The organism is Arthrobacter sp. 4R501, from assembly GCF_002929755.1.
GTDB lineage: Bacteria > Actinomycetota > Actinomycetes > Actinomycetales > Micrococcaceae > Arthrobacter.
This window is the reverse complement of the sequence record NZ_PJIW01000001.1, coordinates 1-24995: the sequence shown is the minus strand read 5'-3', so window position 1 is coordinate 24995 and position 24995 is coordinate 1. Positions and strand designations below refer to the sequence as shown.

The window sequence follows — 24995 nt, the reverse complement described above, 5'->3', positions numbered from 1 at the left end:
GCTACCAGGAAATTGATGCAAACATTGTTATGGCTGTTGCGCCGAAGATCACCATAATGAGACCCGTCGCCATCCGGCCCTTGGCAACAACAAAGACCGGCAGCGTGGCTTCGGCGGGATTGGCCGGGTTGTAGACCACCGGGATGTGGGTGCCGATGATCGCCTGGTCCTGGCTGTAGATATCGGACTGCCCCAGCCAGCGCTTTCCGCCGGCGTCCGCGAATTCATACGACGGCGCAAACCGGTTCCGGCCGTTGCTCGCGGGTCCGTCCGTGCCGTGGAGGTTTCCCGTGACGGTGGCCGAAGCCTTCTGCCACCCCGCCATGGAACGTTTCCGGCGGAGGGACGCGGCCAGGGACAGCCCCATCAGGATCAGGCCCGCGGCAAGGAAAAGCCCGGGCAGGACGATGAACAGCATTTTTAGGGAGTCCACGGCTCAGCCCAGCGGAAAAGCGCCGGCGACCCAGAACAGCAGCAGGGCGAAGAATGCGAAGACCGGCATCAGGCACCCGATCACCATTTTGGATTCGGACGCCACCTGGAACGACTGGTTGGGATTCGCGGGGTTGTAGGCCACTTCCAGGGGCGATCCCGGTACCTGCTGGTTGGCGTACGAGACCTCGGATTCGCCCGCATACAGGGTCCCGTTGGGGTCGGCGAACTGGTAGGTGGGGTAGAAGCGCCGGCTCCGCGTTGAGCCGCCTCCGCCATGTGTCCAGCCCGCCACGTTGCCGGTGACGGTCGCTTGGACCTTTGGCCAGCTGGCGATCAGTTTTTCCTGCCGCTTCGTTTTCCGCAGTGAACGGACCAGCGCAAAAATGACGCCCGCAACAAACAGCGCCCAGATGACGTACAACACGATTCTCATGAATTTCCCCCGGTTTGAGTCACCAGAAAGTATGCCATCCGTGCGCGGGCCACCCTAAAGGGACCTCAGGCTGGCAGCCGGTATCCGCCCTGGTGCAGCTCGGCCAGCCCGTCGCCAAGGAGGCCGGCAATGGCCCGTTCGAGCTGTTCCGGCGCCGAGTTCAGCTGGTGCAGCGCGGACAGCGGCACGCCGATTCCGTCCGCCGCGAAGCCCAGGTCAGCAGGCTCCCGCTGGAACATTTCCGCTGGCACCGGTGCGTCCGCAAGCCGGAGCACAGCCATCACGGCACCCCGGACCTGCCGGTCAGTTCCGTGCCACGCCTGACCTTTGGGAACGTACGACGGCGGCGGCTCGCCGGCTGCCAGCCACGCACACGAGTCCCGCACCGGGCAGTCCGCGCACTTGGGCGCCCGCGCCGTGCAGACCAGCGCCCCCAGTTCCATCACCGCAGCATTCCAGTGCACGGAGGTCCCGACGTCGTCCGGCAGCAGTTCCGCCGCGAGCCGCATCTCCGCAGCGTTCAGCGATGGTGAGGGGAGTGCGACGCCGGATACCAGGCGCGCGTGCACACGCCGGATGTTCGTGTCCACCACAGTCTCCCGGCGTCCGAAGGCAAAGGCGGCAACGGCCGCGGCCGTGTAGCTGCCAACCCCGGGCAGGGCCAGCAGCTCGGTGTAGTTGCCGGGGACCCTGCCGCCGTGGTCGCTGACGATGGCAGCGGCGGCTGCGTGCAGGCGGAGTGCCCGGCGGGGGTAGCCGAGCCTGCCCCAGGAGCGGACGGCTTCCCCTGCAGGCTCGCCGGCGAGGGCGGCGGGGGTGGGCCAGCGCTCGAGCCATTCCCGCCAGACAGGCAGCACCCGCACCACGGGGGTCTGCTGCAGCATTATCTCGCTGACCAGGACTCCCCACGGTGAGCAGAGGTGTTCTCGCCAGGGCAGGTCCCTCGCCGTCTCGGCGAACCAGCCGGTGATCCTGCGGTGCAGGGCGGTGAGCTGGTCGGGGCGGAGGTCATCCGTGCCGGACGAACCGTCCACGGGGGCGCCGTCCGTGCGCATGGCTGGGGAAAGGGTTGTAGCGTCGATCCCAACACTGTAGTGGATTCCCGGGAGCCCGCGCGAAGATGCCGCGGACAAACTGTGACCTAGCGTTGGACGGGGGACCGGCGTGGTGGGACGGCAGAATCCGGTGGGTTCTCTAGCCTAGAAGGATGGGCAGGCAAGGCAATTCATCACCGCGCAAGACGGCATCCGCATCCGGTTCCCGGGGCGGTTCCGGCGCTACCCGGCAGCCGAGCGCAGCCGTGTACCGCCGCCGCCGGCTGTTTGTGGGAACCGCCCTGCTGATGGCGGTGGCGCTCACGTTCGGTGGCTTTGCCGTGGCAGGCGCCTTCAGCGGCACGCAGCAGGCATCCTCCACCGACGGCGCCAGCGAATCCGCCGCCGCCCCCGGTGCCTCGCCGTCGGAAACTGCGGGCAGCGAACCCACTCCCACACCCACGCCTTCCTGCAACCAAAACCTGGTGACGGTGTCCGCTTCGACCGACAAAGCCGCCTACGGCCCCGAGGAGAACCCGCTGCTCACCCTGAAGGTGACCAACGGCGGAACCATGCCGTGCGAGGTGAACATCGGAACGTCCCAGATGGAGTTCCTGGTGACCAGCGGCGCGGACAGGATCTTCTCGTCCAAGGACTGCCAGGCCGAAAGCGAAGACCTGGTGAAGACGATTGCCCCGGGCGCCAGCGAAACGGCGAACTTCCCGTGGAGCCGGAACCGCACGCTGGAAGGCTGCAGCCCCATCGAGGCCAAACCCGGAGCAGGCGGGGCGTACTACATCTTCACGGCCAAGCTCGGCTCGAGGGCCAGCCCCAAGGCCGTGTTCCAGCTCAGCTGATCCGCCCTATCCTGAGCCCACGACGGTGGGGATTAGAGGAAGCGGTCCAGCAGGCTGGCTTCGGCCATCCGGCTCAGGCCTTCGCGGACGGTCCGGGCGCGCTGGTCGCCGATGCCGTCAACGGTCATGAGGTCGTCGATGGTGGCCGCCATCAGGAACTGCAGGCCGCCGAAGTGGTCCACCAGGCGGTCGGCAACAGCCTTGGGGACTGCCTTGAGGCCGGACAGCAGCCGGTAACCGCGGGGCTGAACCACGGCGTCGAGGTTTGCCTCGCCGCCGGCAAAACCCACGATCCCGGAGATCTTGCCCAGGTCGATCAGCTCCGTGGGGCCGAGGTTCACCAGCGCGCTGACCGCCCGTTCGATGTCCTCCGCGGACGCGTCCGGTCCGGCGTAGTCGCGGATGATGACGTCGCTGCCGGGGCCGCGGCCCACTGTCAGCTCATCGAGCTGGAGGGAAAGCAGGCGCCCGTCCTCGCCAAGTTCCAGGACGTACTGCGAGATTTCCTCGGAGATCCGGCGGACCATTTCCTGGCGCTGCAGGGTGACCGCGACGTCGCGGACGGTCACCATGGCCTCGATCTCCAGGGCGGACAGGGAACTGGTCACCTGGTCCAGCCGCGAACGGTACCGTTCCAGCGTGGCGAGGGCCTGGTTGGCGCGGGCCAGGACCTTCTCGGATCCCTCCAGCACGTGCCGGAGCCCGTTCACGTACAGGGCGATGATCTGCATGGACTGGCTGACGGAAATCACCGGAACGCCGGTCTGGATGGCCACACGTTCCGCCGTGCGGTGCCGCGTGCCGGATTCCTGCGTTTCGATGCTTGAGTCCGGGACCAGCTGGACCGCGGCGCGCAGAATGTTGCCGGCGTCCTTGTCGCAGATGATGGCGCCGTCCATCTTGGCCAGTTCACGGAGCCTTGTGGGGGAGAAGTCGATGCCGATGTCGAACCCGCCGGAGCAGATGGAATCGATGGTTCGGTCCGAGCCCAGCACAATCAGCGCACCGGTCCGCCCCCGGAGGATGCGTTCCAGACCATCGCGCAGCGGCGTGCCTGGAGCCACTCTGCCCAGAGTCGCCTTGAGCGATTCTTCGGGGCTCCGAGCCATAGGTGTTCCCTTCCAAGGTGCGGACTGCCGCCCGCAGGTACGCCGGTTTTACACTCAGCCGGCAGGATCAAAAGTACTCAGTTTCCCGCAAGCTCAATGATAGAGGTAAGAAGCGGCAACAACCGCACGGACAAGCCCCAAAGTGCCTCGTTAGGGGGTGCCGCGAAGTGCCTCAGGAACGCGTACGACGGCGGCTGGCCGGGTGGGCATTTCTGGCCTGTTTGGGTGCATGGCGGGCTCTGCACCCCCACCACATCAGAATGAGGCAACGAGGCGGGCGAGCGGCGGGGGTGCAAGCCCAGCTGGCAATGCGTCGACGAGCAGGGGCGCGTACCGGATCTTGTTACCGCTGCGTCCACCGAAGAACCGGCGCAACTGCGCCGTTATCGGCCGCTCTCGCTGTGATGGCTGGCGTTGAAGGATCCGGAACGACGCGAGCTCGTCCTGAGCCGCGATGACGTCGAGCACGGCATCGACCCCAAGGCACCGGATGAGTTCGTCCTCCAAGTCGGCGTGACAGACGTGGAACCCAAGCTCGGCCAGCGAACCGGACCCGATGCCTGCCCGGGCGAGCGCTCGAGCGATGCCACGAGACTCCCCTGCATCACACAAGCCGAGCAACCGGTGGCCTGCGCCGTCCGGGCCGTAGCGGTCGAGGAAGTGGACGATGCTGGTCGCGCCTCCCATCGGCACGACTGTCACCCGCTCGGCTGTCAGATCATGGCCAACGCGAAGGGCCAGCGTCTCGACCGCCATCCGGTCACTCTCGCCCTCGACCAACACCGTCGTCGCCTGCATAGATCCAGTATGGCGAAGGCCGGCCCGGGCGACTCGCACGCCGCCTGATCCGGCGGGGTCTGGACCGGCGTTACTCCAGACCGGCCAGGGCGCTTTTCTGGGTGAAACATCCTTCCTCAATGTCGTTTCAGGATCGACGGATGAACTCATCACCACTTCCAGGCGTATCCTGTCCCCGCGCCCATAAACTGAGAGCCTCAGACAAATCAGCGTGAAAGACTCACACGGTGAATGACGAGTCAGAAGGTGCCCTGCACCATATCGAACTGTGGGTGCCGGATCTTACTAGGGCCACGATTGAGTGGGGCTGGATCTTGTCTACCTTGGGGTACGCGACCCATCAGACTTGGCCCCATGGATTCAGTTGGCTGAAAGGCTCTACGTACATAGTTCTTGAAGAATCGCCGGACTTGAGTGGCCGGCATCACCAACGAACAGCGCCTGGTTTGAATCACCTGGCATTCATAGTGGCCAGCCGGCTACGTGTGGACACGCTGGCTAACGCCGGTGCTGAGTACGGCTGGACGCAGTTGTTCCGGGAGAAGTATCCATATGCAGGAGGCAGCGGGCATTACGCCGCCTACCTCGAGAATTCAGACGGCTTCGAAATAGAGCTCGTGGCCACTCAATAGGACCACTCGCCAGCCATGTCTTTATCGATGTCCAGCTATGGCCCCTCATTTTCGGCGTCTATTCCAAACGCCGGCTCCCGGTCTTGCGAAAGCACAGCTGCCCGGGACGGCCTAAGCGTCCGAACCGTTGGCTGCCCGGAGGGAGAGAATCGCCCTCGCGGCGAAAGCGATGCCCGCGAGAAGAAGTACGACGGCCGAAACGATGAGGTACCAGACCCCGTTGGAGCCCAGTGCCGTGGATACGCCGATGAGAGAGAAAATAACTGCCCCCAGCGACCAAATGAGCGTGGCTCGCTTGGTGTTATTCATGGCCTCGGCCTAAAGCCCGCCGCTGCGATAAACTTGGAACTTGGCTGTCACAGAGCCATGCTTCCCCTTGAGGCCTGCCGAGCGCCTTGGGGTGACCCCACCGCAGCGAAAGTAGCACCGTGTCCCAAGATGTCCTTAGCCCCGCCCGGGTCAACGAGATTCACAAACAGGCGGCCCGGCGTCGGACCTTTGCTGTCATTTCGCACCCCGACGCCGGCAAGTCCACGCTCACCGAGGCCCTGGCCCTGCACGCGAAGGTGATCGGCACCGCCGGCGCCTCCAGCGGCAAGGCCAACCGCAAGGAAACGGTCTCGGACTGGATGCAGATGGAGAAGGACCGCGGCATCTCCATCAGCTCCGCCGCCCTGCAGTTCTCCTACCGGGACACCGTCATCAACCTGCTGGACACCCCCGGCCACGCGGACTTCTCCGAGGACACCTACCGCGTCCTGGCCGCCGTCGACTGCGCAGTGATGCTCGTGGACGCCGCCAAGGGCCTGGAAACGCAGACCATGAAGCTGTTCGAGGTCTGCAAGGCGCGCAACTTGCCCATCATCACCGTGATCAACAAGTGGGACCGGCCCGGCCTGGACGCCCTGGCGCTGATGGACGAGCTCACCGAGCGCACGGGCCTGCAGCCCATGCCGCTGACCTGGGCCGTGGGCATCTCCGGTGACTTCCGCGGTGTCTGGGACCTCCGCCAGGACCGCTTCGCCCGCTTCCAGCGCAACAATTCCGGCGCCAACATCGCGCTGACCGAGTACTTCACGCCGGAAGAGGCCGAGGAGACGCAGGGCAGCAACTGGACCGACGCCGTGGACGAAGCCGGGCTGGTCATCGAGTCCAACCTCGAATTCGACGTCGAAGCCTTCCACGCAGGCACCGCCACCCCCATCCTGTTCAGTTCCGCCGCCCTGAACTTCGGCGTGAAGGAACTGCTGGACGCCCTGGTTGACTTCGCGCCGCACGCCGCACCCCGGCCCGACGTTGAGGGCAGCCCGCGCCCCGTTGAATCATCCTTCTCCGGCTTTGTCTTCAAGGTCCAGGCCGGCATGAACAAGGCCCACCGCGACCACGTCGCCTTCATCCGCGTCTGCTCCGGCGTCTTTGAACGCGGCATGGTGGTCACCCAGACCCGCACCGGAAAGTCCTTCGCCACCAAGTACGCCCAGCAGGTGTTCGGCCGCGAACGCGAGGTCATCGACGAGGCCTACCCCGGCGACGTCGTGGGCCTGGTGAACGCCTCCACACTTCGCGTGGGCGACAGCCTCTTCCTCGAAGGCGCGGTGGAGTACCCGGCCATCCCGCTGTTCGCCCCGGAACACTTCCAGGTGGCCCGGTCCAAGGACCCCAGCAAGTTCAAGCAGTTCCGCCGCGGCATTGAGCAGCTCGAGCACGAGGGCGTCATCCAGGTGCTCCGCTCCGACGTCCGCGGCGACCAGGCGCCGGTGCTTGCCGCCGTCGGCCCCATGCAGTTCGAGGTGGTGGAGGACCGCATGGCGCATGACTTCAGCGCGCCCATGCGGCTCGAACGCCTGCCGTACTCCATCGCCAGGATTTCGACGGCGGACGCCATGCCCGCGCTGGCCAACGTGCCCGGCGCCGAGGTGCTGTTGAGGTCCGACGGCGAATACCTCGCCCTGTTCAACGACGTCTGGGCCCTGCGCCGGATCGAGAAGAACCACCCCGATCTGACCCTCGTGCCCATCGGCACCCACAACCCCGCAAAGTAGCGACCAATGCCTGCAGACCAACCCCGCGCGCTGATCACCGGCGCCGGCACCATCAACCCGCTCGGCTCCTCTGTGGCGGAAACCTGGACCGGCCTCCTGGCGGGACAGTCCGGCATCGCCGCACTGGACGAGGACTGGGCGGAACAACTGCCCGTGCGCATCGCCGGACAGGTCACCGCGGATCTCTCGGAGCATCTCACCACCCGCGAGCTGAAGCGGATGGACCGGTGCGGGCAACTGGCGCTGGTGGCTGCCCGGGAAGCCTGGCAGCAGGCCGGGGCGCCCGACGTCGACCCCGAACGGTTCGCCGTGGTGATCGGCTCTGCCTATGGCGGCCTGGGCTCCACCCTCGAACAGGACCGTGCGCTCGCCAGCGGCGGCCCGCGCCGGGTCTCGCCGCATACCCTCACCCGCCTTATGGTCAACGGCCCCGCGGCCTGGGTCTCCATTGACCTCGGCGCCCGCGGCGGAGCCCGGACCCCGGTCAGCGCCTGTGCGTCGGGCGCGGAAGCAATTGTCCAAGGCGCCGAAATGATCCGCTCCGGCGCGGCCGACGTCGTGATTGCCGGCGGCGTGGACGCTTCCGTCAACGACCTGGTGATCACCGGTTTCTCCCAGATCCGGGCACTCTCCACGCGCAACGGCGAACCCCAGCTCGCCTCCCGCCCGTTCGACGGCGGCCGCGACGGCTTTGTCCTCGCCGAAGGCGCCGGCATTGTGGTGCTTGAGAGTGAGACCCACGCCCGGGCGCGCGGTGCCGCCATCCTCGGCGCAGTGGCCGGCGGGGCGGTAACCTCCGACGCCAACGACATCGTGGCCGCGGACCCGGCCATGCAGCGGCGGGTCATGCAGAAGGCCCTGGAGTCGGCCGGAATGCAGGCTTCGGAGATCGGCTTCGTCCATGCGCACGCCACCTCCACCCCAGTAGGGGACCGGCTTGAAGCCCAGGCCATCAACGCCATTTTCGGTGCCGACGTGCCCGTGACCTCCACCAAAGGCCACACCGGCCACCTCCTGGGCGGCGCCGGTGCGCTCGCGGCGGTTGTGGTGGTCCAGGCCCTGCAAACCGGACAGCTCCCCGGAACCGCGAACGTCGAGGCGCTGGACCCCGAAGTGAACCTGAACATCGTCACTGAAAATGCCCACACGCTGGCGGCCGGCTCCGCCCCCGCCGGCCTGGTGAACGCTTTTGGCTTCGGCGGACACAGCGTTGCCCTGGTGATCACGGCCAGCTAACCGGTTAGCCGGTTGCGCGGTGGTCCGTGAAATTCCTGCGGGGCTGCGCCGCGACACCGCGGGTCATTTTCTTGATCTGTTCAGGCCTGAGCCCCGTCAGGGATGCCAGCTGAAATTCGTCCAGAATCTGCCGCTTGCTTGCCTCGGCAAGCAGGTGCAGGCGCTCCGTTACGACTGCTGCCTTCGAGTCCTCCAAGGCGGTCAGTTTCCGCAGCAGGTGTGAGATCGCACTGAGGTGCTCGGCCGCCGCCAGCCCTGTCGGTTGCAGATCGTCGAAGGCGCGGCCGGTCCGCCGCACGGCCAAGGCGGACAGATGGGTGATCCGGGCCAGGTCGGCGACGGGAGTACCGTCCCGGAGGGCCTGCGCCACAAGTTGGTTGAGGCTTGCCCCGAGAGCCCGGATCCGGCTCGACCGGAAGCGGATGGCGCCCTGCTTGTCCGTGAGCAGCCGGCTGAACTCCACCCGTTGCTGGTCCGCCGCTTGCCGGCGTTGATCGCCTCGGTAGCGGTAATGTCCCCGGGCTGATGAGCGCACCGGTCGCCGGAGTGCCCCGCCGTCCCTTGCCGTTGCTGGTTGGTGGCGGGCCATCGGTTCCTCTCCCTTGAACAGTACGCACAACGCTAGGCGTGTCCGCGGCTCCCGGGAAATACCTAAATCCGGTGCGGCAATAAGTGAATCGTGTGGTGTCGGGGCCATAAGGCTTCCTTATCCGTCCACGCAGAATACGTCTTATCCACAGCCGCCTGCAGTCCATAGGCTCGAATGACACAAGTCCCCTCACTGATGAACCATTGGAAGAGAACATGTCTGATTTCGTGCCTGCATCGCGTGTTTCACGCATCAAATCGTCTCCAAGCGTGGCCGCTGCCGCCCGCGTCCGGGAGCTCAAAGCAGAGGGCCGCAGCATTCTTGACCTCACCGTGGGGGAGCCGGACTTCGATACGCCGGAACACATCAAGGCCGCAGCCGTGCAGGCAATAGCGGACGGCGAAACCAAATACACCTCCGTGACCGGGACGCCCGCATTGCAGAAGGCCATCCTGCAGACCCTGGAGCTGAACACCGGCCTGCACTACTCCGCCAACGAAATAACCATCGGCGGCGGGGCCAAGCAGGTCATCTTCACCGCGTTTATGGCCTCCCTGGACGACGGCGACGAGGTCATCATTCCCGCCCCCTACTGGGTCTCCTACCCGGACATGGTCCTGGCCAATGACGGCCGGCCCGTGATCGTCCCCTGCGGCGAGGACTCGGGGTTCAAGCTCACCCCCGACGCCTTGCGCGCTGCCATCACCGACCGGACCAAGTGGCTGATCCTCAACACCCCCTCCAACCCCACCGGGGCCGTCTACTCACGCACCGAACTGCGCGCGCTCGCGGACGTCCTGGCCGCCTTCCCCCACGTCCTTGTCCTGACCGACGAAATCTACGACCAGATCTACTTCGGTGCAGGCAAGCTGACAGGCCTCGTGGAAGCGGCTCCCGAACTGAAGGGCCGCGTCCTGGTGGTGAACGGCGTCTCGAAGGCGTACGCGATGACGGGCTGGAGGCTCGGCTACGGAGCCGGTCCGGCCGGCCTGATCGGGGCCATCAACAAGCTGCAGTCACAGATCTCCTCGTGCCCGTCGTCGGTCAGCCAGGCTGCGGCCGCGGCCGCACTCACGGGAGACCAGTCCTTCATCCGCACCAGCGGCGAGGTCTACCGCAGCCGCCGGGACGCCGCCGTCGCAGGCTTGAACGCGATCTCCGGGCTGTCATGCTCGACGCCGGAGGGGGCCTTCTACGCGTACGTGAACTGCGGCGGGGTACTTGGGAAGACGACGCCGGACGGCCCCGTCATCCGCGATGACCAGGACTTTGTGCTCTACCTCCTCGACCACGCATCCGTCGCTGCGATTCCGGGCTCCGCCTATGGGCTCGGGCCGTACTTCCGGATCTCGTATGCAACCAGCCTGGCCGTCATCGAAGAGGCTGTGGCCGCCATCGACAAAGCCGTCCAGGCCCTCAGCTGATCAATCCCCAAACCGAAGGACACAACATGATCCACGTCAAGACTAACGTTGACAGGCCGACGGCGGACGCCGTCCTCAGGCTGTCCAAGTTCTCCTCTGCCACAATCCACGAAGCCCAGGGCAGGAAGGGTGCGCTCAGCTCGAAGATCAAGCCGATTGACCGCAGCATGTCCTTCTGTGGACCCGCCACAACGGTCCGCTGCGCACCCCGCGACAACCTGATGCTGCAGGTTGCCATCCATTATGCGGAGCCGGGCGACGTTGTCCTGGTTGCCGCGGGCGAGTTCGAAGAGGCCGGGACGTTTGGCGACGTCCTGGGCAACGCCATGAAGGCCAAGGGCCTTGCCGCCATGGTGACCGACTCAGGGGTCCGGGACACCCAGGACCTGATCGAACTGGGCCTGCCGGTGTTCTCCGGCAGCGTCAGCATCAAGGGAACGGTCAAGGAAACCATCGGCCCCATCAACCACCCTGTGGTTTTTGGCGACGAGATCATCTACCCCGGTGACATCCTGCGCGGCGACGCCGACGGCGTGGTTGTGGTGCGCAAGGACGAAGTGGAAGAAGTCATCCGGCTCTCCCAGGAACGGGACGACGCCGAGCGCGAACTTATCGGCCTGTACAAGGCCGGCGGCACCACCATCGAGCTGTGCAACCTCACCGAGGTACTCAAGGCCAAGGGCCTGCTGGTCGAAGAGGCCTAGCAGCATCTCCTCCGCGCCTGGCAGTGCAGCCGCAGGCCTGACAGTGCCGCCGCAGAGTCGACCGCCGGGTTGATTCTGCGTGGTGCTGTCTGTCTGTCCGTCTTGGCTGTCCGTCTTGGCTGTCCGTCTTGGCTGTCCGTCTTGGCTGTCCGTCTTGTCTGTGTGTCGGGCAGCCTGTCAGGCGCTCAGGTGCGGGCGTGGAGGAACCGTTCCAATCGGCCCTCACCGAGGGATATCCCGAGGTGCACAATGTCCGGCTGGCAGCCGGGGGCATCACGCGGGGCGGAGTAGGGCGCGTGCCCGTTCCTGCGCGCTTCCGGTTTTGGTTCTTTTGGCCAGTGTGGTGGTTCCCAGTCCTGGTGTTCGCTCTTGTAGTGCCGGCCAGTGGGCGATATCCAGCCAGGTGGTTCGTTCTTTGTGGCTGGTGTGGGCCGCCAGGCGCTGGTGTGTCTCAGGCGGTGATGCCGGTGGCAAGGCTGTCCCAAATTCGAGACGCCGGTGGTTCCGCCCTTGTCCCAGGCGAGGATGTGGTCTGCTTCGTTGTCCAGTGAATGGTTGGAACATCCAGGGAAGGGGCACTTGCCGTCGCGTAGCCGGAGCCAGTTCCGCATGGCCTTGGTGAGACGGTAGTTGGCCCGGCCGATCTCCAGGGGTGCCCCGTCGCGGGGGTCAACCAGGACCCGGTAGAACGAATCGGCCCCGTTCGCCACGAGGTCCCGGGCCATCGAGGCCGGGATCGGGCCGTAGCCGTCAAGCATCGCCGGTTCCTCGGTGGCGCCGAGCAGGGAAAACACCGGGACCGTCACCATCACGAGGGCCCGGGGTGGCGGAACCTGCCCGGGATCATGTTCTGCGCGGTTCCCGCTGCTGAGGAGGGCGGCGGCGAAGATGTCGGCCCGGAGCTGTGTGAGGGTCAGGGGCTCGTCCGGGCCCTGCAGACCGCGGGCGACGGCGGTGGTCCGGTTCCAGATTGCTGCCGCCTGGTCCGCGGGGAGGTAGGCCGAGAGCCATGCCATCCCGTCCTGATCCGGGGCGTACTCGACCCGGCGGTCCAGGACACCTTTGGCGTGCCGCTTCTCGATGCTCTCGGTGTGGTGGCGTTCCCGCCAGGTGCGGGCCCTGTGACGGAACCGGGACGCCGGCATTTCCCCTGCGGGACAACCACCGGCCGCGTTCGGCGCAGCCGGGTCCAGAAAGTGGGCCTCCAGAGCCGCGGCACCGGCCGGGTCAAGGGTTGCGGCTTCATCCACCATGGCCCGCGCGTGCTGCCACGAAATGGTGCCCGCTTGCAGGGCGGACAGCGTCAGCGGCAAGGCGGTCGTCAGCAGTTGGGACTGGTTCAGCAGCGCTCCCGCAGCCCGTTCGCCGATGGTCAGGACGCAGGCGACCTCCGCGGTCACCGCCATCTCCTGCGCCGAACCTTCTCCCGGTGAGGCGCCGGGCGGCGCTACAGATTCCGCCGTTTTAGCGAATTTCGCGGCGGTCTGGGCTTTCAGGGCAGCCATCCGCGCATCCGAGGCCGCCGCCCCGGCCAGAACGGCCAGGCAATCTTCGGCCAACCCATGCCGCGGATCGCCCCGATAAAACGCATCGGAGCCTGATTCAGCCACAACGGCAGTAAGCGCAGCAATGGCGGCATTGATGTCCTTGAATGCCTTCGCCACTGCTGGGTTTCCCATGTCTAAATCATCCAGCGGGGGTCTGACATTTTCCGCGGCTGGCCCAGGCTTACCCTGCCTTCACGGTCGTCGACGCCACAGGTGTCCGGTTACGCATGGTGTCGATCCTGCCTATTTCTGCCGACCAACGAGTTCAGCCGACCAGCGAGTGGGCCCTGGAAACGGCAAGCTGTGGTCCGGGCAGGGGATAGGCGGCCGGGCCGGTGGCTGTTTCGTCCAGGAGCCAGAGCGTCGCCCCTGACGCGCCCCTGGGCATGATGCTGCCTTCAAACACAAACACGGCCTGACCGGGCTGTCCTTCGGGAAGCCAGAACCCGTTGGCGGGGCAGTGGGATCCGGTTCTCGCCGCCAAGCGGCTCCCGCTCGAAGGGACCCGGTGCGCACTGCTGATCGTTTTCACGATGTGCTCCCAATCAACTAATTCCACTGAAGAAATGTTTGCCGGTTCATCCGGCATTTCATATTTCAAGATTAGTTTCACGGAAGCGCGTTTACTAAGACCAAATCCACGTGCCCTGATAAGGAAAAGCTTTGGATCCAAAGCTACCTTGCGTATTTAGCGCTCAGCATCTCCTGGAGCATTTCCTTCAACACCATCAGGACGGCCGATGCCGCCTCTGACAGTGGTTCGTGATCCGGCGTGCAGAGTGCTATTTTGCACTGCAGCCCGGGATCAACAATCCGCAGGACCCGGAAGTCTTCCTCGTGGAAAAGTGCGTCGGCTGCTGACTTCGGCAAGATGGTGGCGCCCATGTCCGCCCGCAGGAGCCGGGTCAGGGAAGGCACGGATTCCACCTCGCCCACCAAGCGAAGGCTGAGTCCCTTGTCCCGCATGCCGGTCTCGACAATCTGGCGCAGGGTGTGGTTCTGCTCGGGAAGGAACAGGCCGAATTCCGCTGCCTCCCCCAGGGTGATCTCGCCCGACTTGGCTGCCGCCGTGTTCTTGCCGTTCACCACCAGGTGAAGATCCTCCACGATCATGGTGGTGAACTGCACGCCGCGGATGGGCCCAGGCTCGTAGATCAGGGCCATGTCCAGCCTGCCGTTCTTGATGGCCTCGCTCAGCACACCGCCGTAGATCTCCGTCAGGTGGAGCACGATGTCCGGGTAGCGCCGCGCTACTTCACTGATAATGCGCGGCGTCAGGCTCGAAGCCATGCTGTACGGTGCGATCGCTATTGACACGCGGCCGGCAGGGGCGGCCCCCGAACTCGCCACATCCTGGCGTGCCTGTTCGACCAGCCGAAGGATGGTCTGAGCGTGCCGGTAGAGCGTGTGGCCGGCGGCTGTGGGCTGCACGCCCTGCTTGCTGCGGATGAGCAACCGCTGCTTCAGCTCGGTTTCCAGTGCAGAGACCTGCTGGCTCAGGGCAGGCTGGGCCACATGCAGGGCTGCGGCGGCCTTCGTGATGCTCCCTGAGTCAACAATCTTCACGAAGTAGGCGAGTTTTCGAGTGTCCATACCGGCGTTTCTTTCGTCTGCGGCGCCCTGAAGCCCCGACGGGTCATATCCGGATTTTATGGAGGGATACGCAATAGGTCTTTGTGTGATCCACATCTCGGACACTAGGTTGATCTTCAGAACACAATTTCTGTGACAAACAGATTATACCCCTCCATCCATAAGCGGCGATGATGCCCCTATATGGCTTTTGCATAGTCACTCCGTTTACAGAAAGCGTCGCTTTCTTTTACATCCCCGAAATATACGCTCCATACCTTTTAGAAGCATCCTCCAGAATCCGACGGATTCCCTCCTGACTAAGGAAGAGACTCAAATGAGAGTTATCACTAAAGGCAAAATCGCATTAGCCGCTGCCGCGACAGCCGCAGCCCTGGTGCTGACCGGCTGCGGGGGCAGCGCAGGGTCCAGCAGCGGCGGAAACTCCAGCGCCACGTCGGGCGAGCTGAACCTGATTGCCTACTCCGGTGTCTGGCAGGACCAGTACACGGCTGCCGTGATCGAACCTTTCAAGGCCAAATACCCGGACATCAAGATCAACTACTCCTCCAAGCGCTCCTCCGCCGAAATGCTGAGCGCACTCCAGGGCCAGAAGAACAATCCGGCCACTGACGTGGCCATCATGGACAACTCCGTATCCACCACGGGCAACACGCAGGGTCTCTTCGACAAGATCGACCCCGTCGCGGTTCCCAACCTGGCGAACGTACCCGAGCAGTTCAAGAACAAGGACGGATTCGGTCCGGTAGTCATGCTGGACGCGGTTGGCCTGCTCTACGACACCGCAACTTTCCCCAAGGCCCCTGAGAGCTGGGATGTGCTCTGGGATCCCGCCTACGCAGGCAAGATCAACGTCAACGCTCCGCCCTCCCTGCTGGGCCTGTCCCTGACCGCGATCACGTCCAAGATGGAGGGCGAGGACTACACCAAGAGCATCGACAAGGCGGTTGCCCGCCTTAAGGAGATGGCGCCGGGCGTCCAGACGTTCGCCCCCAACCCGGACGAATACCAGAACGTGATCACCGGCCAGACGGTACTGGGGCTGGGACAGAACGCCCGCGGCCAGTTCTACAGCGATCAGAGCAACAAGAAGATGGGTGTGACCTTCCCCCAGGAGGGCACCGTCTACCAGATCAACACCGTCAACGTCGTCAAGGATGCGCCCAACAAGGCCGCCGCCCAGACTTTCGTTGACTACGCGCTCTCCGCCGAAGCGCAGACCGCCTTCGCCAAGGCTCTCTTCTACGCCCCGTCTGTGACCAACGCCGTCCTTCCGGCGGACGTCAAGGACCGCGTGGTTCCCACTGACGGCTCCCTGAACATCGTCCCCCTCGATGTTGAGTTCCTGTCCTCCGCCCGGGACAAGTGGACTGACACCTGGAAGCGCCAGATCATCACCAAGTAGCCGTCCCCACGGCGCCCCTCCCCCCACCTGCTTCAGGAGAACTGAAATCGTGACTGAATCAAAACTGTCGATCGTGGATCTGACCAAGAGATACGCAGCCGGTCTTGACCCGGCCGTCGACCGCCTGAACATGGAGGTGGAGGAGGGGCACCTGGTGGCGCTCCTCGGCCCGTCAGGCTGCGGCAAAACCACCACCCTGCGGATGGTGGCCGGCCTGATGGACCCCACCGCCGGCTCCATTGTGGTGGATGGCAAGGAAATTACCCACACTCCTGTGAACAAGCGCGGCATGGGAATGGTGTTCCAGTCCTACGCCCTCTTTCCGCACATGAATGTGGAACAGAACGTGGCTTTCGGGCTGCAGATGCGCCAGACCTCAAAGTCCGAACAGAAACGCCGGGTGGCCGGGGCGCTGGACATGGTCCAGCTCGGCCACCTGTCCAAGCGCCAGGTCAAGGAACTGTCCGGCGGGCAGCAGCAGCGCATCGCCCTGGCACGCGCCCTCGTGGTGGAGCCCACGCTTCTGCTCCTCGACGAGCCCCTGTCCAACCTTGACGCCAAGCTCCGCGAGACGATGCGGACCGAGATCCGCTCCATCCAGCAGCGGACCCGGGCCACCACGCTGTTCGTGACCCACGACCAGGACGAGGCGCTGGACATGGCCGACCGCATCGCCGTGATGAACGGCGGCCTGATCGAACAGTTTGGGTCGCCCACCGACGTCTACGAACGGCCACGGACGCGGTTCGTGGCGAACTTCATCGGCCAGGCGAACTTCCTCAACGCCCGGGTCCTTTCCGAGGCGGGTTCCGCCGCCAAGGGCGAAACCCACTACCGTGTCTCCATCGACGGGCTCGGCCAGTTCGGTGCGGTGGGCGCGCCCGGTCTGAGCGGATCCACGCATGAAGTCGTCATCCGCCCCCACCGGCTCAGGGTGTCCCTGCAGCCGGCCGGGACCGAAACCATTGCGGGCGTCATCGAACGGGTCAACTACACCGGCGATGCCCTCTCCGTAGCCGTCAAGGCCGGCGACCGCGTCCTGCAGGCCCAGATGCCCACGTCCAGCGGCGACCTGCCCCGCACCGGCGATGCAGCCTATCTTTCGTGGAACGAGCAGGATGCCTACCTGCTGCCCACCCCAGTGAAAGAGCCGGCAGCGTGACCGTCACCCAGACCGAGGCCCCCGCCACCCGCCGGGCCGGCGCAGCTGAAGGCGAGCTGGAAAAGTCGACCGGACGCCGCAACCGGCGGACCTATCTCGCCCTCCTGATTCCGGGCGTCCTCGGACTCGTCGTCAGCTTTGTTTTCCCGCTGGCCTACATGGTCCGGATGTCCTTCAACAAGGGTGCGCCGGACGGCGTCATCGAGGAAACCTTCACGCTGGACACCTATATCCAGCCGCTGACCGATCCGTACTACTGGCGGGTCACGCTGGACACTTTCCAGATGGGTGTCACCGTGGGCCTGCTCTGCGTCCTGGTGTCCTACCCGGTGGCACTCTTCCTCGCCCGGAGCACCAGCAAGTACCGCGGGCTGCTCATCGCCGTCGCCATCGCACCCCTGCTGACCTCGGCGGTTGTGCGGACCTACGGGTGGATGGTCATCCTGGGCACCAACGGCCTGGTCAACTCCACGCTGGACGGAATGGGCCTGATCGATACGCCGCTCAAGCTGACCAACAACATGACCGGCGTAACCATCGGCCTTGTTGAGATCTTCATGCCCTATGCCATCCTCGCGATGATCTCGGGCTTCGGGCGCCTCAGCCCGCAGCTGGAAGAAGCCGCCGGATCGTTGGGCGCCAGCAAGCTGCAGATTTTCACCCGGGTGACTCTGCCGTTGAGCCTGCCCGGCATCCTCACGGCATTCCTGCTGGTCTTTGTGTTGTCGATCAGCACGTTCATCACCCCGCGCCTCCTCGGCGGCGGCAGCGTCCAGGTGCTCGCCACGGAAATCTACGATCAGACCACCGGGCTGCTCAACTGGCCGTTTGCGGCAGCACTCTCCGTCATCCTGCTGGTCCTGTTCGGCCTGATCATCGCCGTTTACCAGCGCCTCACCAAAAAGATCGGAGGCTAGCCATGTCCGAGGCCCGCCTGTTCAAGCCGCGGTTCAACCCGGCCAAGCCCGCGTTCGGGATCTTGGTATTCCTGCTCTACCTGTTCCTCCTGGCGCCGTTGCTGATCGTCTTTGTTGTCTCGTTCGCCTCCAACCAGTACCTGTCCTTCCCGCCGGAGGGCCTGACGTTCAAGTGGTACGAGATGCTGCCGGAGGAAAGCACCTTCATGAACGGCATGCGGGTCAGCCTCATAGTCGCCGTGATCGTCACGGCCATCGTTTTGGCGCTCGGGGTTCCGGTGGCACTGGCGCTGGACAGGTTTGAGTTCAAGGCCAAGGCAGCGGTGCAGTCATTCTTCCTCTCGCCGCTGCTGATCCCCAGCATCGTCCTGGCGCTGGGCATGGTCCTGCTGTTTGGTCCGCTGAATCTGAACAACACCTACACCGGCATCATCATCGGCCACGTGGCCATCACCATCCCGTTCGTGATCAGGACAACGCTGATGAGCCTGGCCACCACCGACACGTCCTGCGAGGCGGCGGCAAGGATCCTCGGGGCAGGGTCCTGGACGGTCTTCCGGCGGATCACCCTGCCCATCATCCAGCCCGGGGTCATCGCCGGCGGCGTCATAGCGTTCATCGTCTCCTTCGACGAAGCAGTCATCTCGCTGTTTGTGGCCGAATCAGGGCTGCCGACGCTGCCCGTGCAGGTCCTGCGGTACGTGGAGAACTCTGCCGACGCAGCCGTGGCGGCACTGTCCGTCATCCTCATCCTGATCTCCCTCGCCGTCGTCGTAGTCGTTGAGCGTGTCATGGGCCTGCGCAAAGCCCTGCGCTAGGCGCCCGGGATAGGCCCGGGTCATAACCGTGGCCTATCCCGTGACATGGATTACGTCTTTGTGTGGGGCAGCGCACGGTGCCAGACTTTTGGGTAGGGCCGGAACCGCGGTTTGCAGCCATAAGCCATGGCGATGACTCACCACGCGGCGGCCGCTTCCCCCGCAAGTTTTACCGGCCCCCACGGGGCACAACAGCTCAGAACACCACGAAGGAAGGCACACACTATGGGTCGCACGGTTGATCTTGTGGCAGATCTCGGTGAAGGCTTCGGTGCCTACTCCCTGGGTGACGACAGCGCACTTCTGGAAATCGTCTCCAGCGCGAACATCGCCTGCGGATTCCACGCCGGCGACCCGGACATCATGGACCGCACCGTTGCCGAATGCGTCCGGCGCGGCGTCAGCATCGGTGCACACCCCAGCTTCCCGGACCTGCGGGGCTTCGGACGGCGCGCCATGGATCTCACCGCGGCTGAAGTCCGCAACGACGTCCTCTACCAGCTCGGAGCCCTGTCCGCCTTCGCCGCCTACCACGGCACCAGCGTCGCCCACATCGCCCCCCACGGCCGGCTGGGCAACCTCGTCGCTACCCGCCGGGACTACGCCGCCGCCGTCGCCGATGCCGCCAGCCGGTACCGCCCGGACCTTATTGTCCTGGCCCAGGACGGCGAGCTTGCCCAGGCCGCGGCCAGCCGTGGTTTGCCCATAGCCATCGTGGGCATCGCAGACCGGGCCTACGAGGACGACGGAACACTCGTGCCGCGAAGCCAGCCCGGCGCCGTCATCCATGACCCGGCAACCATCGTCGACCGCACCATCCGCATGGTGTGCGAAGGGATCATCGAATCGGCGTCCGGAATAAAGCTCCCCGTCGTCGCGGACACCGTCCTGCTGCACGGGGACAACCCGGGCGCCGTGGACCTGGCCCGCCTCATCCGCAAGGAGCTCACCGCGGCCGGCGTGACCATCGCCCCGCTGCCCCAGGTGCTCGCAGCCAAAGCGGAAGCCGCCTGAGATGACCGCTGCAACCCCTATCGAGGTATACGAATCAGGCGACGCCGCCCTCCGCGTCGTCGCCACCTCCCCTGACCGGGAGCGGAACTGGGCCGCAGTCCACGCCCTGGCGACCTGGCTTGAGACGGCCGACGTCGACGGTGTACACGGCGCGGTTCCCACCTACGATTCGGTGCTGGTGGAGTTCGACCCCTATGTCACCTCAGCCCGCCAGATCAGGGCCTTTGTCCTCCTGGGCATGCGCCAGCTGGATTACGTCGGTGCCCCGGCCCGCACGCCCCGGCAATTTGATGTCCCCGTGGTCTACGGCGGCGAATACGGACCCGACCTCCAGAAGGTTGCGGACCACGAGGGACTCTCCGTTGCCGAGATCATCGCCCTCCACACGGCCAAGTCCTACGTCATCCGCTGCCTGGGTGCCCCGGCCGGATCGCCCATGATGGACGGCCCGGACTTCCCGCTGCCCGTCCCCCGGCTGAAGGATCCCCGGCTTTCCGTGCCCGCAGGCGCCGTCTCCGTCGCCGGCCGGCAGGCAGTGATCGCTCCGGCCTCAGCTCCCGGCGGGTGGTGCGTGATCGGCCAAACGCCGCTGACCGTTCTGAACCCGGACAAGCAGCCCTTGGTGTCCTACATGCCCGGCGACCTGCTCCGGTTCCACGAGATACCGGCCGCCGAGTTCCAGCGCTTTGCCGGCCTTGAACTGGGAGCATCCGCATGAGCGGGACCCTGACCATCCAGCAAGCCGGCCACGCCGTCGTCACAGACCTCGGCCGGTTCAAGGGGCCGCGCTACGGCCTCCCCGTGAACGGGGCCTTGGACCAGTTTTCTGCACGGGCAGCCAATATCCTGGCCGGCAACCTGGACAACGATCCGCTCCTCGAAGTCACAGCACTGGACTTCCGGATGCGGGCAGACTCAGACCTGCTCATCGCCGTCACCGGTGCGCCACTAACACTGACCGTCGGCGGACGCGAATGTCCGCAGTGGGAGCCGGTGTCCGTCCTGGCCGGGGAAACCGTGGCACTGCGCGGCATGAACACCGGGCTGCGCGCCTACATCGCCGTCCACGGCGCCCTGGACGCCCCGACGCTGCTGGGCAGCTGCGCGCCGGACACCGTCGTCGGGTTCGGCCTGAAACTTGCGGAAGGCACTGTCCTCGGTGCCCGCAAAACCGTGCCGCCGATCAGGCAGCCGTACTTTGATCTTCCGCTGTTCCGGCTGGGGCTGACCCGCCCCGGAACCAGCTCCAGCCCGGTCATCGACGTCACTGACGGACCGGACATCGCCGAATTCGGCGACACCGCCGATCTCCTGTTCAAGACCAGCTACACCGTGAGCGGTCGGAGTAACCACATCGGCCTCCGCCTCGGCGGGGCGCTTCCGGAACGGCAGTCGACAGCGGAAGTCCTTTCCAGGGGCGTTCCGGTCGGGGCCATCGAGGTCCCGTCCCGGGAGGAACTCCTGGTGCTTCACCGGGGACGCGGCGTAACAGCCGGATACCCGGTGCTCGGCGTCGTCACCAGCCGCTCGCTGGATGTTCTTGCCCAGGCCAGGCCCGGGCACACCATCCGGTTCCGCAAAACCACAGTGGCCGAGGCCACTGCGCGTCACCGTGCCGCAATGCGTGAACTTGAGGCGCTGCGCACGTCAGTAAATACAGTCTTCGGCTTACTGGGTGTGGGAGCCCCGGCAAGCTGGCGGGAACTCCTGCCAGCGTCCGGAACCTGAGATCCCGTTATGTCCCGCCTCAGTCATCAGAAACAAGTAAGGATCAAGATGTCAACGTCAACACGAGCGGCCGGTCCGCAGAACGACCGCCTGGATGCCAGGCAAACCCGGAAGGTGGTTACCGCCGGCTGTGTGGGCATCTTCGTGGAACTCTACGACAACGGCATCTTCGCCTTTATGGCCGGAACCCTTGCCTTGGTCTTCCTCGCCCCCGGCAACCCGGACAACGCCCTCCTCTTTGTTTTCGCCGGCTACGCCGTGTCCTTCTTCGTGCGCCCCCTGGGCGCCGTGGTCTGCGGATACCTGGGGGACCGCATCGGACGGCAAAAGCTACTGGTCTTCGTCATCCTGCTGATCAGCGTTGCCACGGCGGGCATCGGCCTGCTGCCGGCCTACTCGGCCATCGGCATCGCCGCCCCGATCCTCCTCGTGCTGCTCCGCATGCTGCAGGGCTTCTCCGTCGGAGGCGAAGCCGCCGGCGCCATGACCTTCCTCGCCGAACACGCCCCGGAAGGCAAGCGCGGCATCATCACCTCCTACGCCCAGATCGCCTCCTTCGCAGCCCTTCTCACCGGCACGCTGGTCGCCTTCTCCATGTCACCCTGGCTCACCCAGGCAGCGATCGACGGCGGCGGGTTCGGTTCGTTTGCATGGCGCATCCCGTTCCTGGTCGCCATTCCCATGGGCGTCATCGGCTGGTACATCCGCAAGGCGATCAGCGACACCCCGAACTTCGTGAAGCTGAAGGAAGAGGGCGGCCTGTCCAAGAACCCCCTCAAGGAAGCCTTCAAGTCCGCCGAACACCGCCGCGCCATGCTGCTGGCCCTCTTCATCCCGCTGATGAACGGCTCCGGCTACTACGTCCTCTTCTCATACATGCCCACCTTCCTCAAGGGCAAGCAGCTCAACTTCACCATCGGCGATGCTCTCCTCGTCACCGCCTGCAGCCTGGTTGTCATCTGCATTGCCATCCCCTTCATGGGCGCCCTCTCGGACCGCGTCGGCCGCAAGAAGGTCATCGCCGGCTCCGCAATCGCGATGGCCGTCGTCGGAATTCCTGCCTACGCCCTCATCGCCACCGGCGAGATGGCACTGGCCATCCTGGGTGCCTGCATCATGGCCGTGGTCTTCGCCGGCCACACCGCCGTCATCCACATCCTGATCGTCGAACTGTTCCCCACCCGGGTGCGGTACTCGGCCTACGGCCTCGGGTACAACGTCTCCTCGGCTCTCTTCGGCGGCACGGCGCCGTTGCTGATGACCTGGCTGATCTCCACCACAGGCAACATCTACATGCCGGCGTTCTACGCCGTAGTCACCGCCCTGGGCACCCTTGCCGCCGTCAGCACGGTCAAAGACCGGGCGCACCAGCCCCTCCGGGACGCCTGAACCACACACCGAGCCGGGGGCTTTGGCCCCGCGTCCAAGCCGTCATTCTTTGCCAAACCCCACTCATTGGAGACTTCCATGTCATTTTCAGACTATTCAACAGCGCTCGTGACCGGCGCCTCCACCGGCATGGGCGCCGCCATCGCTGAACGCCTGGCCAAGCGCGGACTCCAAGTACATGCCTTCGCCCGCAACGAAGAACGCCTGCAGGAACTGGCGGACCGTACCGGAGCCGTCCCGCACGCCGTCGACCTGACCGACACCGCGGCGCTGACCGCAGCGGTGGAGGGCCTGAAAGTGGACGTCCTTGTCAACTGCGCCGGCGTCTCCCGTCCCGGAAACATCCTGGACTCCACCGAAGACGACATCGACGAGTTGGTGGACGTCAACCTCCGCTCCCTCCTGCAGCTGACCCGACTGGTGCTTCCCGGCATGGTGGAGCGGGACAAGGGCCACATCGTCAACATCAGCTCCATCGCCGGCGTCTATAACTTCTATGGCCACACCGTCTATCACGCCACCAAGGCGGCAGTGCACCAGGTCTCCCGGCAGCTGCGCAACGATACGGTGGGCAAGCGCATCCGGGTCACGGAGATCTGCCCCGGCCGGGTGGAGACCGAAATCTTCGGCCGGAACATGGGCGGCACGCCCGAGGCCATGGAGGAAGCATGGAAGACCTACTACGAGGGATATGAGTCCCTCACGACTGACGACATCGTCAATGCCCTGGATTACGCCGTCGAAACACCCCAGCACGTGAACGTCGGCATGCTGGAACTCATGCCCACCTTCCAGGTCCCCGGCGGACTCACCTTCGACCGCCGCTGACCTGACTACCGCTGACCAGCAACCGTCCCCGCACCGCGCCGCCCTGCCAACAGCAGAAAACGATAGGTCCCCTGATGCACAACATCCGTACGGTCAGTTTCCCCGACCAGCAGCTGCTCGCCGATCTGGAGCCGCTTCCGGTCGGGCTCCGGGGCGTCGTCTGGGACCTCCGGTCCGATCCCCAGGGCGGAACCCTGGCTGAGATCGATGCCGTGATCCTGCCCTACATCGACGCCGGGGCGGTGCTGCCGGCGCTGGCCAACGTTCCGGGGCTCAAGTTCGTCCAGACGCAGTCCACGGGCTTTGACGGTGTCCGGGAAGCAGCCGGTCCGGTGGCCGCTGTGTCCAGTGCCGCCGGTGTGCACGCTGCGGCCACAGCGGAACTGGCGGTGGGACTCATCCTTGCCAAGCTGAGGGGGATTGACCAGGCGGTGAGGGATCAGCTGCAGGCGGCCTGGCGGCCGGAGCGCCGCCAGTCCCTCGCGGACCGCCGGGTGCTTTTGGCCGGCGTCGGCGGCATCGGGCAGGAGATAGCAAAGCGCCTGGAACCCTTCGAGGTGACAGTCACGCGGGTGGGGAGCGCCGCGCGCGACGACGACCACGGGCACGTGCACGCGTCCTCCGAACTGGCAGAACTCGCCGCCAGCCACGACATCCTTATTTCAGTCCTGCCACTGAGTGACCAGACGCACCACCTGATCGGCGAGAAGGTCCTCGCAGCATTGCCCGACGGCGCGCTGGTGGTCAACGTGGGCAGGGGAGCTGTGGTGGACACGGCCGCGCTGACCAAGGAAGTCACGGCCGGCCGGCTGCAGTGCGCCATCGATGTGGTGGATCCGGAACCGCTCCCGGCTGACCACCCGCTGTGGGGTTCGCCGAACGCACTGATCACGCCCCATATTGGGGGTAACGCGTCCGCCTTCGAACCACGGATCGTCAAGCTCCTGTCGCAGCAGCTGGAAGCGCTGGCAGCTGGCCGCCTTCCGGCCAACCTTGTGCAGAACGGCCCCTTCTAGGGAGCAGCGCGGAAAGAACAGCCGTCCCAATGTTGGACGGCCAGGAACAACCACCGCGCCCCAGCCAGGGGGCGCCCAACAGCACAAACCGCGGCGAAGGAGCTGCTCAACTATGAATCCACTTTTTGATCTGACGGGGCGGGTTGCCCTGGTGACGGGTTCGAGCCGGGGCATCGGGAATGCGTTGGCGCGGGCGTTGGCTGATGCCGGGGCGACGGTGGTGCTGAACGGGATTAATGCGGAGCGGTTGAAGGCGGCGGAGGTGGCGATGGCCGCGGACTTCGC

General features: G+C 65.3%; 27 protein-coding genes. 17 read left to right on the top strand and 10 right to left on the bottom strand.

Translation table 11 applies throughout. The features are described from left to right. Position 1: 1 nt before the first annotated feature. The 3 genes from CXR02_RS00135 to CXR02_RS00125 form a co-directional block, all read right to left on the bottom strand. The gene (locus tag CXR02_RS00135) at positions 2–433 is read right to left on the bottom strand and encodes a DUF3592 domain-containing protein (protein ID WP_146072455.1); all 432 of its coding nucleotides are present in this window, start codon (positions 431–433) and stop codon (positions 2–4) included. A gap of 3 nt (positions 434–436) precedes the next feature. Next, positions 437–868, bottom strand: a complete 432-nt coding sequence (locus tag CXR02_RS00130) for a DUF3592 domain-containing protein (RefSeq protein ID WP_104060143.1) — start codon at positions 866–868, stop codon at positions 437–439. Between the two features lie 65 nt (positions 869–933). After that, on the bottom strand, positions 934–1923 hold the full coding sequence (locus CXR02_RS00125) for an A/G-specific adenine glycosylase (protein WP_104060142.1): 990 nt from the start codon (positions 1921–1923) through the stop codon (positions 934–936). A 152-nt stretch (positions 1924–2075) separates the two neighbouring features. On the opposite strand from CXR02_RS00125, the gene CXR02_RS00120 reads away from it, so the two are divergent. Further along, a complete protein-coding gene (locus tag CXR02_RS00120) occupies positions 2076–2759 on the top strand; it encodes a hypothetical protein (RefSeq protein WP_104060141.1) in 684 nt (227 codons plus the stop codon). Between the two features lie 32 nt (positions 2760–2791). Here the strand turns inward: CXR02_RS00120 and disA are convergent, their stop codons facing one another. Continuing rightward, on the bottom strand, positions 2792–3868 hold the full coding sequence (gene disA, locus CXR02_RS00115; protein WP_104060140.1) for a DNA integrity scanning diadenylate cyclase DisA: 1077 nt from the start codon (positions 3866–3868) through the stop codon (positions 2792–2794). Between the two features lie 255 nt (positions 3869–4123). Further along, positions 4124–4666 (bottom strand): TOPRIM nucleotidyl transferase/hydrolase domain-containing protein, encoded by a 543-nt coding sequence (locus CXR02_RS00110; RefSeq protein WP_104060139.1) that lies wholly within the window; start codon positions 4664–4666, stop codon positions 4124–4126. Positions 4667–4893: 227 nt separating this feature from the next. Here CXR02_RS00110 and CXR02_RS23240 point away from each other — a divergent pair, with 227 nt between their 5' ends. Then, positions 4894–5298: a VOC family protein gene (locus tag CXR02_RS23240; RefSeq protein WP_104060138.1), complete on the top strand. Its 405-nt coding sequence runs from the start codon at positions 4894–4896 to the stop codon at positions 5296–5298. 111 nt (positions 5299–5409) lie between these two features. Here CXR02_RS23240 and CXR02_RS00100 read toward each other — a convergent pair whose 3' ends face one another. Further along, complete coding sequence (locus CXR02_RS00100) at positions 5410–5607, bottom strand: hypothetical protein (RefSeq protein ID WP_104060137.1); 198 nt, start codon at positions 5605–5607, stop codon at positions 5410–5412. A 119-nt stretch (positions 5608–5726) separates the two neighbouring features. Here CXR02_RS00100 and CXR02_RS00095 point away from each other — a divergent pair, with 119 nt between their 5' ends. Together CXR02_RS00095 and CXR02_RS00090 are read left to right on the top strand one after the other, a co-directional pair. Beyond that, the gene (locus tag CXR02_RS00095; RefSeq protein ID WP_104060136.1) at positions 5727–7340 is read left to right on the top strand and encodes a peptide chain release factor 3; all 1614 of its coding nucleotides are present in this window, start codon (positions 5727–5729) and stop codon (positions 7338–7340) included. 6 nt (positions 7341–7346) lie between these two features. Then, a complete protein-coding gene (locus tag CXR02_RS00090; RefSeq protein WP_104060135.1) occupies positions 7347–8576 on the top strand; it encodes a beta-ketoacyl synthase in 1230 nt (409 codons plus the stop codon). A gap of 4 nt (positions 8577–8580) precedes the next feature. Here CXR02_RS00090 and CXR02_RS00085 read toward each other — a convergent pair whose 3' ends face one another. Then, positions 8581–9039, bottom strand: a complete 459-nt coding sequence (locus CXR02_RS00085) for a hypothetical protein (RefSeq protein ID WP_104060134.1) — start codon at positions 9037–9039, stop codon at positions 8581–8583. Positions 9040–9380: 341 nt separating this feature from the next. Here CXR02_RS00085 and CXR02_RS00080 point away from each other — a divergent pair, with 341 nt between their 5' ends. Further along, complete coding sequence (locus CXR02_RS00080) at positions 9381–10589, top strand: aspartate transaminase (protein WP_104060133.1); 1209 nt, start codon at positions 9381–9383, stop codon at positions 10587–10589. Between the two features lie 26 nt (positions 10590–10615). Next, a complete protein-coding gene (locus CXR02_RS00075; protein ID WP_104060132.1) occupies positions 10616–11293 on the top strand; it encodes a 4-carboxy-4-hydroxy-2-oxoadipate aldolase/oxaloacetate decarboxylase in 678 nt (225 codons plus the stop codon). Between the two features lie 185 nt (positions 11294–11478). On the opposite strand, the gene CXR02_RS00070 is transcribed toward CXR02_RS00075, so the two are convergent. From CXR02_RS00070 to nac, 3 genes are all read right to left on the bottom strand, one after another. Then, a complete protein-coding gene (locus tag CXR02_RS00070; protein ID WP_104060131.1) occupies positions 11479–12972 on the bottom strand; it encodes an HNH endonuclease signature motif containing protein in 1494 nt (497 codons plus the stop codon). A 133-nt stretch (positions 12973–13105) separates the two neighbouring features. Then, positions 13106–13372 (bottom strand): hypothetical protein, encoded by a 267-nt coding sequence (locus tag CXR02_RS00065; RefSeq protein ID WP_258060641.1) that lies wholly within the window; start codon positions 13370–13372, stop codon positions 13106–13108. Positions 13373–13515: 143 nt separating this feature from the next. Next, the gene (gene nac, locus CXR02_RS00060; RefSeq protein ID WP_104060130.1) at positions 13516–14433 is read right to left on the bottom strand and encodes a nitrogen assimilation transcriptional regulator NAC; all 918 of its coding nucleotides are present in this window, start codon (positions 14431–14433) and stop codon (positions 13516–13518) included. A gap of 316 nt (positions 14434–14749) precedes the next feature. Here nac and CXR02_RS00055 point away from each other — a divergent pair, with 316 nt between their 5' ends. From CXR02_RS00055 to CXR02_RS00005, 11 genes are all read left to right on the top strand, one after another. Continuing rightward, entirely contained in the window at positions 14750–15838 is a 1089-nt protein-coding gene (locus CXR02_RS00055) for an ABC transporter substrate-binding protein (RefSeq protein ID WP_104060129.1), read from the top strand. 49 nt (positions 15839–15887) lie between these two features. Further along, the gene (locus CXR02_RS00050; RefSeq protein ID WP_104060128.1) at positions 15888–17000 is read left to right on the top strand and encodes an ABC transporter ATP-binding protein; all 1113 of its coding nucleotides are present in this window, start codon (positions 15888–15890) and stop codon (positions 16998–17000) included. Continuing rightward, positions 16997–17917 carry an ABC transporter permease gene (locus tag CXR02_RS00045; RefSeq protein ID WP_104060127.1) on the top strand — a complete coding sequence of 307 codons (921 nt, stop codon included), beginning with the start codon at positions 16997–16999 and terminating at the stop codon, positions 17915–17917. The genes CXR02_RS00050 and CXR02_RS00045 overlap by 4 nt, the downstream gene beginning before the upstream one ends. Before the next feature lie 2 nt (positions 17918–17919). Continuing rightward, entirely contained in the window at positions 17920–18735 is an 816-nt protein-coding gene (locus CXR02_RS00040; protein ID WP_104060126.1) for an ABC transporter permease, read from the top strand. Positions 18736–18960: 225 nt separating this feature from the next. Further along, a complete protein-coding gene (locus tag CXR02_RS00035) occupies positions 18961–19749 on the top strand; it encodes a LamB/YcsF family protein (protein WP_104060125.1) in 789 nt (262 codons plus the stop codon). Between the two features lies 1 nt (position 19750). Beyond that, on the top strand, positions 19751–20467 hold the full coding sequence (locus CXR02_RS00030) for an allophanate hydrolase subunit 1 (RefSeq protein WP_104060124.1): 717 nt from the start codon (positions 19751–19753) through the stop codon (positions 20465–20467). Then, positions 20464–21477 carry a biotin-dependent carboxyltransferase family protein gene (locus tag CXR02_RS00025; protein WP_104060123.1) on the top strand — a complete coding sequence of 338 codons (1014 nt, stop codon included), beginning with the start codon at positions 20464–20466 and terminating at the stop codon, positions 21475–21477. Before CXR02_RS00030 ends, CXR02_RS00025 begins: the two co-directional genes overlap by 4 nt. Positions 21478–21525: 48 nt before the next feature. After that, the gene (locus tag CXR02_RS00020; protein WP_104060122.1) at positions 21526–22866 is read left to right on the top strand and encodes an MFS transporter; all 1341 of its coding nucleotides are present in this window, start codon (positions 21526–21528) and stop codon (positions 22864–22866) included. A 78-nt stretch (positions 22867–22944) separates the two neighbouring features. Next, positions 22945–23694: an SDR family oxidoreductase gene (locus CXR02_RS00015; protein ID WP_104060121.1), complete on the top strand. Its 750-nt coding sequence runs from the start codon at positions 22945–22947 to the stop codon at positions 23692–23694. Between the two features lie 74 nt (positions 23695–23768). Further along, complete coding sequence (locus CXR02_RS00010) at positions 23769–24710, top strand: 2-hydroxyacid dehydrogenase (RefSeq protein ID WP_104060120.1); 942 nt, start codon at positions 23769–23771, stop codon at positions 24708–24710. 112 nt (positions 24711–24822) lie between these two features. Next, positions 24823–24995, top strand: a 173-nt coding sequence (locus CXR02_RS00005; protein ID WP_146072454.1) for an SDR family NAD(P)-dependent oxidoreductase, incomplete at its 3' end; no start/stop codon positions are given.

Excerpts from the sequence above, each read along its gene's own strand:
- CXR02_RS00020 (WP_104060122.1), top strand. The coding sequence starts at position 21,526 with ATGTCAACGTCAACACGAGCGGCCGGTCCGCAGAACGACCGCCTGGAT.
- CXR02_RS00100 (WP_104060137.1), bottom strand. The coding sequence starts at position 5,607 with ATGAATAACACCAAGCGAGCCACGCTCATTTGGTCGCTGGGGGCAGTT.
- disA (WP_104060140.1), bottom strand. The coding sequence starts at position 3,868 with ATGGCTCGGAGCCCCGAAGAATCGCTCAAGGCGACTCTGGGCAGAGTG.
- CXR02_RS00010 (WP_104060120.1), top strand. The coding sequence starts at position 23,769 with ATGCACAACATCCGTACGGTCAGTTTCCCCGACCAGCAGCTGCTCGCC.
- CXR02_RS00070 (WP_104060131.1), bottom strand. The coding sequence starts at position 12,972 with ATGGGAAACCCAGCAGTGGCGAAGGCATTCAAGGACATCAATGCCGCC.
- CXR02_RS00125 (WP_104060142.1), bottom strand. The coding sequence starts at position 1,923 with ATGCGCACGGACGGCGCCCCCGTGGACGGTTCGTCCGGCACGGATGAC.
- CXR02_RS00055 (WP_104060129.1), top strand. The coding sequence starts at position 14,750 with ATGAGAGTTATCACTAAAGGCAAAATCGCATTAGCCGCTGCCGCGACA.
- CXR02_RS00075 (WP_104060132.1), top strand. The coding sequence starts at position 10,616 with ATGATCCACGTCAAGACTAACGTTGACAGGCCGACGGCGGACGCCGTC.
- CXR02_RS00120 (WP_104060141.1), top strand. The coding sequence starts at position 2,076 with ATGGGCAGGCAAGGCAATTCATCACCGCGCAAGACGGCATCCGCATCC.
- nac (WP_104060130.1), bottom strand. The coding sequence starts at position 14,433 with ATGGACACTCGAAAACTCGCCTACTTCGTGAAGATTGTTGACTCAGGG.
- CXR02_RS00130 (WP_104060143.1), bottom strand. The coding sequence starts at position 868 with ATGAGAATCGTGTTGTACGTCATCTGGGCGCTGTTTGTTGCGGGCGTC.
- CXR02_RS00090 (WP_104060135.1), top strand. The coding sequence starts at position 7,347 with ATGCCTGCAGACCAACCCCGCGCGCTGATCACCGGCGCCGGCACCATC.
- CXR02_RS00030 (WP_104060124.1), top strand. The coding sequence starts at position 19,751 with ATGACCGCTGCAACCCCTATCGAGGTATACGAATCAGGCGACGCCGCC.
- CXR02_RS00110 (WP_104060139.1), bottom strand. The coding sequence starts at position 4,666 with ATGCAGGCGACGACGGTGTTGGTCGAGGGCGAGAGTGACCGGATGGCG.
- CXR02_RS00025 (WP_104060123.1), top strand. The coding sequence starts at position 20,464 with ATGAGCGGGACCCTGACCATCCAGCAAGCCGGCCACGCCGTCGTCACA.
- CXR02_RS00015 (WP_104060121.1), top strand. The coding sequence starts at position 22,945 with ATGTCATTTTCAGACTATTCAACAGCGCTCGTGACCGGCGCCTCCACC.
- CXR02_RS00040 (WP_104060126.1), top strand. The coding sequence starts at position 17,920 with ATGTCCGAGGCCCGCCTGTTCAAGCCGCGGTTCAACCCGGCCAAGCCC.
- CXR02_RS00035 (WP_104060125.1), top strand. The coding sequence starts at position 18,961 with ATGGGTCGCACGGTTGATCTTGTGGCAGATCTCGGTGAAGGCTTCGGT.
- CXR02_RS00080 (WP_104060133.1), top strand. The coding sequence starts at position 9,381 with ATGTCTGATTTCGTGCCTGCATCGCGTGTTTCACGCATCAAATCGTCT.